This window comes from Spiroplasma clarkii, from assembly GCF_002795265.1.
Taxonomy (GTDB): Bacteria; Bacillota_I; Bacilli_A; order Mycoplasmatales; family Mycoplasmataceae; genus Spiroplasma_A; species Spiroplasma_A clarkii.
The window spans coordinates 305368-318333 of sequence record NZ_CP024870.1; the positions used below are offsets into that span (position 1 = coordinate 305368).

At 30.6% G+C, this 12966-nt stretch carries 13 protein-coding genes and 2 tRNA genes; 11 read left to right on the top strand and 4 right to left on the bottom strand.

The features are described 5' to 3' along the window. Nucleotides 1-268 precede the first annotated feature (268 nt). The 3 genes from SCLAR_RS01350 to SCLAR_RS01360 all read left to right on the top strand — a co-directional run bounded on the left by SCLAR_RS01350 (nt 269) and on the right by SCLAR_RS01360 (nt 1166). The gene (locus SCLAR_RS01350; RefSeq protein WP_100254161.1) at nt 269-763 is read left to right on the top strand and encodes a hypothetical protein; all 495 of its coding nucleotides are present in this window, start codon (nt 269-271) and stop codon (nt 761-763) included. A gap of 214 nt (nt 764-977) precedes the next feature. Then, nucleotides 978-1053 (top strand) — tRNA-Trp (locus SCLAR_RS01355). Between the two features lie 37 nt (nt 1054-1090). Beyond that, nucleotides 1091-1166 (top strand) — tRNA-Trp (locus SCLAR_RS01360). A 46-nt stretch (nt 1167-1212) separates the two neighbouring features. Here the strand turns inward: SCLAR_RS01360 and SCLAR_RS01365 are convergent. The 3 genes from SCLAR_RS01365 to SCLAR_RS01375 all read right to left on the bottom strand — a co-directional run bounded on the left by SCLAR_RS01365 (nt 1213) and on the right by SCLAR_RS01375 (nt 4554). After that, complete coding sequence (locus tag SCLAR_RS01365) at nt 1213-2064, bottom strand: DegV family protein (protein ID WP_100254162.1); 852 nt, start codon at nt 2062-2064, stop codon at nt 1213-1215. A gap of 25 nt (nt 2065-2089) precedes the next feature. Beyond that, nucleotides 2090-2926 (bottom strand): DegV family protein, encoded by an 837-nt coding sequence (locus tag SCLAR_RS01370; protein ID WP_100254163.1) that lies wholly within the window; start codon nt 2924-2926, stop codon nt 2090-2092. Between the two features lie 227 nt (nt 2927-3153). Beyond that, a complete protein-coding gene (locus SCLAR_RS01375) occupies nt 3154-4554 on the bottom strand; it encodes a DDE-type integrase/transposase/recombinase (RefSeq protein ID WP_100254164.1) in 1401 nt (466 codons plus the stop codon). Nucleotides 4555-4733: 179 nt separating this feature from the next. Here SCLAR_RS01375 and ytpR point away from each other — a divergent pair, with 179 nt between their 5' ends. The 8 genes from ytpR (at nt 4734) to SCLAR_RS01415 (ending at nt 11124) form a co-directional block, all read left to right on the top strand. Then, complete coding sequence (ytpR, locus tag SCLAR_RS01380; RefSeq protein WP_100254165.1) at nt 4734-5324, top strand: YtpR family tRNA-binding protein; 591 nt, start codon at nt 4734-4736, stop codon at nt 5322-5324. Continuing rightward, complete coding sequence (locus SCLAR_RS01385; RefSeq protein ID WP_100254166.1) at nt 5314-6354, top strand: nicotinate phosphoribosyltransferase; 1041 nt, start codon at nt 5314-5316, stop codon at nt 6352-6354. Before ytpR ends, SCLAR_RS01385 begins: the two co-directional genes overlap by 11 nt. 27 nt (nt 6355-6381) lie before the next feature. Beyond that, complete coding sequence (locus SCLAR_RS01390; RefSeq protein ID WP_100254167.1) at nt 6382-7335, top strand: hypothetical protein; 954 nt, start codon at nt 6382-6384, stop codon at nt 7333-7335. 15 nt (nt 7336-7350) lie between these two features. Next, nucleotides 7351-8145, top strand: a complete 795-nt coding sequence (locus SCLAR_RS01395) for a hypothetical protein (RefSeq protein WP_100254168.1) — start codon at nt 7351-7353, stop codon at nt 8143-8145. Nucleotides 8146-8276: 131 nt separating this feature from the next. Continuing rightward, the gene (locus SCLAR_RS01400; RefSeq protein WP_100254169.1) at nt 8277-8627 is read left to right on the top strand and encodes a hypothetical protein; all 351 of its coding nucleotides are present in this window, start codon (nt 8277-8279) and stop codon (nt 8625-8627) included. 13 nt (nt 8628-8640) lie between these two features. Next, entirely contained in the window at nt 8641-9135 is a 495-nt protein-coding gene (locus SCLAR_RS01405; protein ID WP_100254170.1) for a hypothetical protein, read from the top strand. A gap of 1 nt (nt 9136) precedes the next feature. Beyond that, nucleotides 9137-10381 (top strand): tyrosine--tRNA ligase, encoded by a 1245-nt coding sequence (gene tyrS, locus SCLAR_RS01410; protein WP_211277556.1) that lies wholly within the window; start codon nt 9137-9139, stop codon nt 10379-10381. Nucleotides 10382-10398: 17 nt separating this feature from the next. Further along, the gene (locus SCLAR_RS01415; protein ID WP_100254172.1) at nt 10399-11124 is read left to right on the top strand and encodes a hypothetical protein; all 726 of its coding nucleotides are present in this window, start codon (nt 10399-10401) and stop codon (nt 11122-11124) included. Nucleotides 11125-11157: 33 nt separating this feature from the next. On the opposite strand, the gene SCLAR_RS01420 is transcribed toward SCLAR_RS01415, so the two are convergent. After that, the gene (locus SCLAR_RS01420) at nt 11158-12930 is read right to left on the bottom strand and encodes an ATP-binding cassette domain-containing protein (RefSeq protein WP_100254173.1); all 1773 of its coding nucleotides are present in this window, start codon (nt 12928-12930) and stop codon (nt 11158-11160) included. Nucleotides 12931-12966 lie beyond the last annotated feature (36 nt).

A 12966-nucleotide genomic window follows, 5' to 3' on the forward strand; every position in this document is an offset into this window, starting at 1 on the left:
AATTTTTGAAAATGACAGACAATTTAAACAAGCATTATTGGGTGAAACCCAAGGGCTTGTTTTTTATTTTAAAATTTTGAAGAAATATTGGCGAACTTTTGTTTTTCCATACGATAAATAAGTAGGGGTTAAAATCAATAATTATGATTAATATAACCTCGACATAATTAGTTTCAATTTAATTTTTCCCTATTAATTGGAGAGATTAAATTTAACATTTTAAAACAAACTAGAAAGCAAAATAATGCAAAAAGGAGTAAATTTAATAGTGAAAAGAAAAAAATTATTTTTAAAGATTGGTCTGGCCTTATTGATTGTCCTTTCAGCTGGAGCAGTTGGTGGCTGTATTTATTGAAGGTTAAAAACAGTAGATAATACATCAGTTGACCAAGTTGACCCAAAATCTTCTGATGGTACAGATGGCAACCAATCTCCAGGTGAAGATGATCCAAAAAACCCATCAAACTCAGATGGGAAACCAGATAACCATCAAGAACCTGCCTTTAAAAAGGAAAATCTGAAAATTGGTTTTGACCAATCTGAAACTTTGCAAATGATAAAGTTTGAAAATTATGATGCAAGTCTAAGAATTGATATGTTTAAATACTTTTTTATGAGTAAGTTTGCAAAATTAGGACCAACCAATGATTCAATAAGTTTAAATTTCAAATTTGATAGTAAATTACCAACTAAAGTTAGTGTTAAATACATTGATATTTTAAAAAACCCATACACATGAAACTTTGAAATTCACAAGAAATAGGCCCAATTATTCACTTAAAAACATACAGATATCTGTATGTTTTCTTTATTTACTAAACTCTTTAAAATTTGGCTTGTAAAAATTGTAAGTTTTTTTGCAAAAATCATCAAATATGGACAAACATTATCTAAAACTATTGTAATATTAATATGGTTTATTGTATAATAACTCTTGTGATAAAACATAGTATTAATATAAAGCATATTATCACAATAGGGGTATAGTTCAGTTGGTAGAACATCGGACTTCAAATCCGAGTGTCGTGGGTTCAAGTCCTGCTACCCCTGCCAGTCAGAAACCAAAGCCTCAATTTGAGGTTTTTTTTATAGGGGTATAGTTCAGTTGGTAGAACATCGGACTCCAAATCCGAGTGTCGTGGGTTCAAGTCCTGCTACCCCTGCCAAATTTGATTAAACACTAAAAAACGATGTTTATTAACATCGTTTTTATTATATTAAGTTTTTATCAACAACAATAAAGGCAATTGTTTCAGTACCAGCATGACAAACAAATGGCATTGGCACAAATTTTTCTGAATAAGCTAATTTTAGCTCAGCCAATTCAGTTTTAACTGCCTCAATTAATTTCTCAGAAGTAAAAGGAGTATATAGGAAAAACACTTGAATATTTTTACCACATTTTTTTTCAACTGCTACTTTGATTTTTGGTAATAATGAACCTACTGTTCTACCCATTACAATCTTTGAGGGTTTATAACCTCACATTATAGCAAGTTTTGTTTTTAACATTTTTAAAATTGAAAACAAAATAGATTTAGCACGGCCGCCCTTTGAGAGTCTTGATAAATCACCTGGGATTATCACTGATGCTGAATGTTTCATTCATTGGTCAGACTCTTTTTGAAAGTCCTCAATTTTAACATTCTTATTATCGCTCATTTTATTAAATTTAAGAGCAAGTTCACCAATTACATTGGCTGCATGACAATGTTCAAGGATGGTTACTTTACCTTTAAATTGATCATCATTTGCAACCATCATAGCAGTTTGTTTCATGCTTGATAAATTTTCACTAATTGTTATGTGAATTAAATGATCATATTTTTTTAACATTGCTTCATATTTTTCAATAACTTCACCTGGTGAAGCTTGACTTGTTGTTACTTTACCACCTTCACTAACTATTTTTAGTGTTTGGTGTTTTTCATTGTTTTCTGGAGTATCAGGGAAGCTCAACTCATCACTTAATACAATTTGTAAAGGTAAAACCTCAATGTTTGTTCCATTTAGATTTTCACTTTGTAATCCAGCAGAGCTATCTACTAGTATTCCTATTTTCATATTTTAACCTCTTTCTTTTATATGCTTATTCATCAAAAATCGCAAATGCAAATGTTTCCTCTCCTGTGTGACAGATAATGGTATTTGGTAATTGCTCAAACATTACCACATTTAGTTTTTTATCTGCAAGTAAGTTTTTAACAAGTTCCATAGTTTCATCATCACACCTTGAGTATGATACATAAACATTATTGTTTTTAGTTGTTGTTCTTTTAATTAGCAGGTCAAGTGAATCCTCAACTGCTTTTTTAAAAGTACGGGTTTTTGTTTCTTTATCAATTGTTCCATCATATCTCAAAATTGGAGTGATTTTAAACAATTTTGCCATGGCAGCTGCAGCTTTTGTAATTCTGCCCCCTCTTACAAGTTGAGTTAATGATTTAGGGATGATAAAGCAATTAAATTGTTCATTTTTTGAATCCAAAATTGCTTTAATTTCTGCACCACTTTTATTTTCTTCATCTCTCAACTTAATAGCTTCAAGTACTTCTTTTTTTAAAACAATACTTACACCGTTAGTGTCAACACAAAAGACCTTTCCTAAATATTCTTCTTCTTGAGCTAACATTTGGAAGGTGTTAAATTGTCCACTCAAACCTTTCGATAATAATAAACAAACAACTTGATCGTAGTCTTTTAATAACTTATCTCACATTCCCATCATAACTCCAGGGATTGATTGCGAGGTTTTTAACAACTCTTGTTTGTTCATTTTGTAAAATTCTTCATGTGATAGGTTTTCATCATCACTAATTTGTTCTCCATTTTCAGTGGTAATCATTAGTGGGACTAAAAACAAATCTTTGTAGTTTTCTGTATCCTTAATACCGGCCGAAGAGTCAATTATAATTGCTGTTTTCATATTTTGTTCTCCTTATACACTTATTCTATCAATAATACTTACTTATTTGTTATAAAAATAAGAATTTTTCAAGAAGAAGTTTACTTTGTAAAAGCAATTTTTAAGTTGTTTAGAAAAAAAACAGTTTTTTTGAAACATAACTACAATTCCCATGGTGTTTTTATGTAGCTATCAAAACAAATTTGGACTTTTAGTAATTTTAATACAACTTTTAATAAATTGCTAGTTTAATAGGAGTGCTTTTTATATCAACTTGAGTATTTTTTCTTAAAAAAGATAAAGTTTGATTGAGCTCAGACAGAGTTGTTTTTAATTTTTTGTGGCATATCTTCAGGTTTCACTCCTTCATTTTCAAGAACAACTTTTGATTTGTAGAGCATTTCATTATCAAATTCAATCATACTATAATAGTTATCACCAAGTGATGCGATAAGGTTACCATCACAACATTGAATTATCATAATCTCTCGTCTAGGTATATTTAATGGTGTTGTGAAATTGCATATAAAGTACTTTTTCTTTTCATAGGTAACAGTTAGATCTCTTGCAACCACTCTAATTGATTTGTGTCCCAAAATAATATTTAGATCTCCCTCAAATTTTTTGAATGAATTTGTAGTAAAATCTTTTTGAAGGGTTACAACATGATTATTTAAATACTCAACAAATTTTGGTAAGACTAGATTGGCCTCATTAATATTTGTGACTTTATTTTGTTCCATAAAGGTAGTGATTGTACCTTTAATGGTTTTTCAGAGCCTTTCAATCCTTGGTTTGAATTGTGGTGAAATTGATGATTGGATGTCAATACCTAAGTTTTTAGCTACAAATGCAAACTGAATTCGAGAATCTTCGGGCGAAGATTCTTTTTTTTCACTCCAAAAAGTTCTGCGTTTGTCAGTTCTTAGCACTTCAAAAGTCCCATAATTTTTTAAGACCGGTTTCAAAGCATTGAAATAACCTTCAGTAGTTTCTTGATGATCAAAATATAATCCTAAAACCTCTCCACTTGCCTCATCAATATAACCATGCAATGCCCAAATCTCCTCATCACTGAATCTTCAAAATGTAGCATCAGCTTCAACAACATGACCACGCCTTTGGGTTCTTGGCCTTGCAATATGGATATTTTCTTTTGCTCTTTCTGTAGCTGAGGAGGGAACCAGTAGACTTTGAGGTCTATTTTTCAACTCTTCTTCTTTTGCTAACAATTTGATAGTTTTTTTATGTGCCAGTTTTGAGCAATGATTTTTAGATCTTAAAATATTGTAAATATATGAATAACTCACCCACTGATAGTCATATCTTTTATCTGCTTTTAAATAGCGCATAAAATCCCTAAAATTACAGTTTAAGTACTCATCCCTAAAAATCCTGCTAATCTCTAGTGCTTGCATATGGGTTCGCTTTTGAGCATGCTTATTGTTTTTATTTTTGTGGATAAAGAAGGCCTCACCAATTTCTTTGTATTTTTTAATGGCATCATAAAACCATGATCTACTACCACCACTTTTTATCAAAAGTTCTCTTTTGGCTGCTTTATCCCTGGATAAAGCAGCCTCCCTAATAATATCTTGTATATGTTTGTTGGTTTTCATTTGTCTTTTACCTCTATAATTTCTTTTCATTTTTATTCCCTGATTTCCTTTATTATTATAATCAAGTCCAAATTTGTTTTGATAACATTTAGTCCTTTTTTGTTTTGATAACAATGAACATAACTACAATTCCCATGGTGTTTTTAACATATAATTGGTCTTTTATTATATAATCTAGTTAAGAAAATCACATTTAAAGGAGAAATTTTATGAAATTTTTTACAAGATATGTACCAAATTTTTATACATTAGTTGTTACATTTAAAAACTTACCAGTTACTAGTACCAAGTCTGTACCAAACTGTGAGTTATTATACAATGAGGCAGAACTAATTGGGGCTAATCTTTTGCAACCAAAAATTGACAAACACAAGACTTATTATTTAGAAGATGCTCAATTACAAGCATATGCTAGTAAAGAGTTAAAAAAATATATCAAAATTGAGGGTTGTGAACCTCAATTTCTAGTGGTTGAGGTAAAACAGTGTGAACCAATTGAAGGTACTCACTTATCACTTTGTCAGGTTAGTGATGGTGTCAACACTTGACAAGTGGTGTGTGGAGCTAGTAATGTTAAAACTGGTTTGTTAACCTGTTTAGCAACAGTTGGAGCATTTATGCCTAATGGTTTACAAATTAGCAAGGGAAGTTTAAAAGGACATGATTCTTTTGGAATGTTATGTAGTGCCAAAGAACTCCAAGTTTTTGCAGCTAAATGAGACAAACCTGGTATCATTGAAGTTTCACAAAAAAAATATATGGGAAAACCAATTTGAGAGGTGTTTGCAAATGAAATTTAATTTTACAATTGATGAAAGAATTTATGAAGACTATTATTGTGCTGATTACTTTAAAAAAACTAAAGCTATTATTCAAAAATTTCACCCTAATCAAGTAGTGACAATGCAGTGATTTCAAAGAAAAAACCAAACAGTTTTGTGTGGGATTGATTACATCAAAGCAATTTTAAAACACAGTCAAGTTCAAGATTTGCATGTGGAGGGGTTAGAGGATGGAACCCTTGTTGATGCCAATGAACCTGTACTAAAGATTACAGGTAAGTATTGTGACTTTGCTCATTTTGAAGGACTATTTGATGGTATTTTATCAAGAGCTTCATCAGTGGCTACTGCAGCTGCTCGTTTGAAAAAGGCTGCCAATAATAAAACCATCATTAACATGAATGATCGTATGGATGTCTTTTCAGCTCAACAAATTGATGGTTATGCCTCAATTGTGGGTGGAATTGAAAACCTAGTTACACCAGCAAGTTTTGAATATGTTCTTGAAAAGCCAATACTTAATGGCACAATGCCTCATGCCTTAATTGCTGCTTTTGATGGAGATTTAGTAGCTGCAACAAATGCATATCTTAAAACTTTTCCAAACCATAACTTAGTGGCTTTAATTGATTATAATAATGATTGTATTACTGATGGTCTAAAAGTGGCCCAAGTCTTTCAAGAAAAACTATTTGCAGTTCGTTTAGACACCTCAAAAGCGTTAGTTGACAAGTCTTTGGAGGGTTTAACTGAAGTTAATGATGAATTACATGGGGTTAATCCAACCTTGGTGAAAATGTTGCGTCAAACCTTTGATGATAATGGTTTTAAACATATTAAAATAATTGCTTCTTCAGGTTTTGATGAAGCAAAAATTACTTGATTTGAAGCTGAAAAAACCCCAGTGGATATTTATGGAGTTGGTGAAGCACTCACCAAAACCAAAATTCATTTTACAGGTGATTTAGTCCAAATTAATGGTAAAGACCAATCTAAATTTGGAAGGAAAAACACTTTCTCTAGTAGATTAAAAAGTATAAAATATTAATAGACAACAATAAGGGGGTAGTTAATTATGGGTAAAAATAAGCAAAAAAAACTATCAGAAGAAGCAAAAAGCGAATATGAAAAGCTTGAAGAACAAAGAGTACCCAACCACTGAGCATATAGTGATGATCCCATCTTAAATATTGACCCAGTTTTTACAGATCAACCAGCAGTAAAAGTGGCAGTTGAAACAGAAACCAGCCCAGCACCAACAGTTACAGAAAAGGAACCTGAAATTGAAAGTCCAATTATTGCACCAAAACCAAAAAAAAGCTTTGGAGTTTTGGATTCAATAATAAACAATGCAAAGAAAAAATCTGAAGATATTCAGAATGAAATTTTAGAAATTGACCCAGTTATTGCCAAACTTGCAAAAATTGAGGAATTGAAAAAAACTGGAGGTTCAGACGCTGGGGTTTACACAGATACTAGTAAGTCTGATGGTAGAGCCACTTATGCTAAAAGAGCTGAGGAATTTCACAAAAAAAACTTAAAAAATTTGCCAAATGAATCTGAATTACAAAGGAAGTTAAGGTTACAAGCAGAAGCTCAACGTAAAAGAGAAATGTTACGTGGTGAAGTTCAAGTTGTTGACGAAGGAACTGATCCAGTTTTCTCTCAAAGAGTAAATATTGTTTCAAAATCTTCAAACCTCGAACCTGAACATAGTCTCTTTCTTGCAACTTGTCGAAGTGCCAATAATGAACTTGATGATTTAGAAAACAAAGTTAAAGATTTAATTCAAGAAATTAAGGTAATAAAACAAGGTAAAATTGAAAGAGAAGCTATGGCAAGCACTATTGAAATTGAAAACAAAGAGTTCTTTAGTGAAGCAGATCGCAAAGAATTTTTACAAAAACGCTTAAAAGAATTAACAGATTTTCAACAAAAACTCTTATTGAAATTAAAACCAAAGTATCATCAAGTACAAAGAAGGGTTAGAAAGAACTCTAATCAAAGATCGAGAAATAAAAACAATTAGAAGTGGGTGAGAATAATGAGTGACCAAAAAAGACCAGAGAGTTTACTAACAGATGACTTAAGAAAAAGAATTGAAGAAATTGATAAAAGTAGCCAATTTAATGCCCAAGGCAGAGAAACCTATTTTGTGCCTCGAAAAAGTCTTGAATCTGAAGATCCTCAACTAGTTGAAACTCAAAAGAAACAGTCTGCAAAAGATAGAAAAATTGACATTGAAAAGAGACACAGTCCACTTGAAAATTACAATGAGCGCCCAGAAAACATCATTAGACCAAGAAAAGCAGCTGTCAGCCCCTTTACAGATGAGCAAAAAAAAGAAATTACAGCAACTGTGGACCAAATTAAAACTGAGCATGATTTACATGAAAGATTAATTAGACGTAAAGAAAAAGAGTATTTAAAAACTCAAAATAAATTAATTAAAAAAATTAACCGTTATGAACGCAAAATTAATATCTACCAAGAAAAAGGACGTCATGATGATGTTGAAAAAACTATGGAAATCAAGGACAATTTAGCAAATGAACTAAAGTTCATTCAAGATGGTTTTAAAAACATTTCTCAAACTTTCTCACCAAATATGAGCTTAGATGAAAGAAGAAGAAAAATCTATAATAATGCTTATAATGCTGAAACAAACCGAGTTAGAAAAATAGTTAAAGCAAGACAAGAATCAAAAACTGGAAATGGTTTAAATTGAAGCAACCATGTGGCTGATAGTAATCTGGTTATGCCAGATAAAAATGCCGCATTACCAGAGCGAAAACGTGTTAAAACTTGAAAAGAAGAGATTGAAGAGTTTGATGATTAGAGTAAAAACAGCAGTAAATATGCTGTTTTTTAGATAATTAATCTAAAAAAACTCCTAATCTTTTTTACTCAAAAATTTTCATAATAAATGAATGTAATGTATAATAAACATAGTTATTAAGGAGAATTACAATGTTACAACCAATCATACTTGCAAATACTGAAATTGGCACTACCCAATCTGTTTTAATCATAGTCTTACTTGCTTTGGCAATTATTTTATCACTGTATGCAATTATTACTTTGAGAAAAATAGGAGTTGCTGCAAAAAAGGTGGACTATTTCTTTGAAGATTTAACTTATAAATCAGAGATGTTAAATGCTACAGTGGATACAGTGGCACGTGTGACAAACTATGTTGATATTTTTGATGCTTTTGCAAAAAGAAATGTCAAGTCATGAGTTAAAGTGGCCACTAAAAATAAAGACATAGTCTATAAGTTAGTTGAAAAACTAAGAGACTTTGCGAATTCAGAAGATTAGGGAGATGGGTTAAATGTTTAAATTACTAAAGTTTACTGGATTTATTGTATTGGGAATGATGTTGGCACCAAAAAAAGGAATTGAAATTAGAGTTGATTTTGTTGACTACATTAAAAAATACCGTCCACAAATTAAAAAATTCATAGCAGCAATTGATGAAGCCTGAGAATTATCACAGGGGAATGAAAGTGATGAAGTGGTTGCTAATGTTGAAATGAAGTTAGATCGAGTTAGAACTGCTGCTGAAGAATTAGATGGTGCTAAAACCAAAGAAATTGCTTTCAAAGCACTTCAAAAAATTGGACAAGCAAGTGTAACAATTGGTAAGGAAGTTGCAAAATCAAAAAATATGCAAGCAATTGCCAAGGATTTGGCCTTAATTACTGTTGGAGCAATAGACCAAGCTGATGCAGTCTATTCAAAAGTAAAAGATGTTTCGGTTTCTATGAGTGATGCTGTTGTTGAGAAAAGTGATAACAGCAAAAAATCTATAAATGAGGAGAAATAGCATGAAGTTTGTTTTAAATGAATTAAAAGAAAGAGGCCTTTTAAAACAATTCACAAATGAAGAAAAATTAAAAAGAGCCCAGGATGAACATAGTGCAGTTTACTGTGGGGTTGACCCCACGGTAAACTCATTACATATAGGTCACTTAGTACAACTAATAAATTTGAAACGTTTTCAGGATTTTGGTTTTAAACCAATTGCCATCATCGGGGGAGCTACAGGAATGATTGGCGATCCTAGTTTTAAAAGTGAAGAGCGTCAATTGTTGACATTAGAACAAGTTGACGAAAATGTTATCGGGATAAAAAAACAGTTAAAAAAATTAATTCCGGATGTTGAAGTTCTAAACAATGCAGATTGGTTAAAACCAATGACTTTGATTGAATTTCTAAGAGACATTGGGAAAGATTTTAATTTGGCTTACTTATTAGCAAAAGAAAATATTGCAAGTCGAATTGAAAAAGGTTTAAGTATTACTGAATTTGCTTACACAATGTTGCAAGCTTATGATTTTTATAAGTTATACCAAACAAAAAACTGTTGGGTACAACTTGGTGGTTCAGATCAATGAGGAAATATTACAAGCGGAATTGACTACATTGCTTCAAAAATAGGAAATGCAAATTCAAAGGCTTGTGGTGTGACTAGTAATTTACTAACAAAAAAAGATGGAACAAAATTTGGAAAAACTGAATCTGGTGCCATTTGACTTGATCCAAGCAAAACCAGTGAATATGAATTTTACCAATTTTTTTTAAATCAAGATGATCAAGATTTAGAACAGTTATTAAAGTTTCTAACTTTTTTACCTAGTAAAAAAATCTCAGAAATTTTAGAGCAACATAACAAAGAAACCTTTAAAAGACTTGGTCAAAAAGAACTTGCTCGTGAAATTACTAGTTGGGTTCATGGAGAGGCTGGTTTTTCCAAGGCCATCAAAATTTCTGAATCAATTTTTAGTGGCAAGCTAAATGACTTGAGTAAAGAGGAATTAAAAATTGTTTCTCAGTCAATACCAAGTGCCCAGGTTCAGTCAAATTTAACAATTCTAGAATTTCTTGTTAGTTCAAAAATTGCTTCATCAAATCGTGAGGCCAGGGAATTGCTAGCAGATAAGGCAATAACAATCCAAGATAAAAATGATTTTATTGAATCAGATTTAATTGATGTAAAATATTATGCATATGACAATGTAGTCATTGTAAAAAAAGGAAAAAGAAAATATTTTAGTATAGTTTGTAAATAATTAAGGGGTGTATTAAAATGAAATTAATTGAAATATTTAAATTAGTATCTGAAGAAATCTATAACTATTATACTGCTGAAATCTTCACAAAATCAGTCACAATTGATGGACAAGTTGTTAATATTAATTTTAATCTTGAAAAATTATCTAACATAAGTGAAAACCAAGATTTTGAAAAGTTTATTGAAAATATTATTGAACAAGTAAATCATTTGAGACATAAAAACCAAGTACAATTAGAACAAGAAAACTTTAAAGTGAAAAATTTTGGGGGAAATGAAATCATCTTGTCTTCATTGTATACTGCTTATGAAAGTTTATTTGAGGCATTTAAAAACATAATTTTCTTATCAAATAGGGATGCCAATTTTATCACAACCTCAATCAATGAAAAGTTTGCTCTAAGAAAAATTAGTGCTCTATCATTAACTTTGGTTTCAAAATATGTGCAACTACCAGCAAGATTGAAAAAAAATGTTGACCTTGAAGAAATTATTGAAATGGTAAAAGAATTAAACACAAAAGAAAAATTCTCAGAGGTTGAAGTCATTACCAATCAAATTTTAGAAAAACACCGAGCTGTTTTAAAATCTGGAGAAGTAATTTGTGAAGGTACAATCGATGAAGAATACAGTTGAATCCAAGATGTTGTCAAAATGGCTAAGGTCAATGCTGAAGTTGTTGGTTTACTAGTTTATACAGAAATTTATGCTTACATTTTAAAAAACAATTATTATAGTTAAAAAAACCCAATCATAAGATTGGGTTTTTTATTATTAAAGTGGTAAGTCTTTTTTTGTAAAGATAAAGTATGATCCAACATACATTGCAGCTCCACCAAGACCTAAGAAGATGTATTGTCCTAAGTAACTACCCAAATCTGAGGGTGAAGAAATTTCAGATAAGTTAAACAAAGTATTGATTGAGAAGTATTTCAATCACTCTGTTTGAGGTGTTCCTGATACTTGATTTAAAACAAATGAGATAATAATGATTGCCCCAGTTGTTGCAAGAGATAATGCTGTTTTATTAAAAGTAGTACTAAATAAAATACCAATTCCACCAACAAAGAATAATAATAAGAATGAGCCTATGAATCCAAGTCCAACTCAGCCTAAGTTAATATAATTTTGTATACCAAATGCATATATGAAAATGTAGGTTACTATTGTTTGCAAGAGTGCACTTGATAAAATTAGAATAATAAATGTTGACATTTTTGTTAAGATAACTGATTTTCTTGATTGGTTTGTGGTTAGTAGGTTGACCATGGTACCTCTCTCAACTTCAGTTGCCACTAAGGCTGTTGAAGAAACTAAAATATAGATCACCATAAGGATATAACCTAGATTTCCTACCAACATAGGAATAATTATTCCCATAATTTGTGAAATTTCATAAGCTGCCTCTGGATTTGATGGATCAATGTCAAAGACATTCTCAACTTTCATTGAAATGAATAGAATGCTTGTAAAAAATAGAAGCAGAGTGCATAAAAAAGTTCATAGTATAATTGACTTCTTAAAAGAGTGACGCATTAATTCAAATGAAATTTTTGAATTTTTTTGTTTGACACTTTCACTGTAGTTTTCAATTTTCTCAATCACATCAGTTTTAATTTCATTTTGATAATATTTCATAAAGTATTCTTCTAAGTCTAATGGATGTTCTTTGAAGAATTCCAAATCTTGTTTTGCAAGCAAACTAATGAAATCATTAATGTCTTGATTTAAAACATTCACGATAAGTGTACTACTAATTTGCTCTTTTAACTTGAAGGTTTTTGAATTTAAAAACTCTGCACTTGGTGCTGTTTTAAATTTAATCTCATAAACCTTTTCACTATTATATTTAATGTCATTAATATCAATTGTTGAAACAATTTTTCCATGTTTAATAATTGAAACATAATCACAAGTTTTTTCAATTTCAGAAAAAATATGTGAAGACATAATTACAGCTTTGCCAGCTTCTTTTGATTGTTTCATAAGACTTACAAATTTTTCTTGCATTAATGGATCTAAACCTGATGTTGGTTCATCTAAGATAATGATGTCTGGATTGTGCATTCAGGCAATACATAATGCTAATTTTTGCTTCATACCTTTTGACATTTTTTTAATTTTTAAATTAGGATCAAATTCTCAATAGTAGATGTATTTTTTTACATCTTCTCAGTCAGTCATATTTCTTAATCTAAAAACCATTTTTAATAATTCAATTCCAGTCATAAATTCTGGAAAAGCAATTTCCCCAGGAACATAACCAATTACTTTTTGAATTTTGTCACCATCAGTTCATGAATCATAACTAATGATATCTTCCACATTATGTGGATTTAATTTTGAACTCATAATTTTTGAGTTCCCTGAATCGGGTTTAATGAAACCCATAATTGTTCTAATGGTTGTTGATTTTCCAGCACCATTTGGTCCTAAGTAACCAAATACTTTTCCAGGTTTAACAACCAAGTTTATATTTTCAATACCGTATCCTGATTTAAATTTTTTATTTAAGTCAGTGACAACGATTGCTTGTTTTTCTGCCATATTAATTTCCTCCTTATTTTTTAAACAGATTTAAAA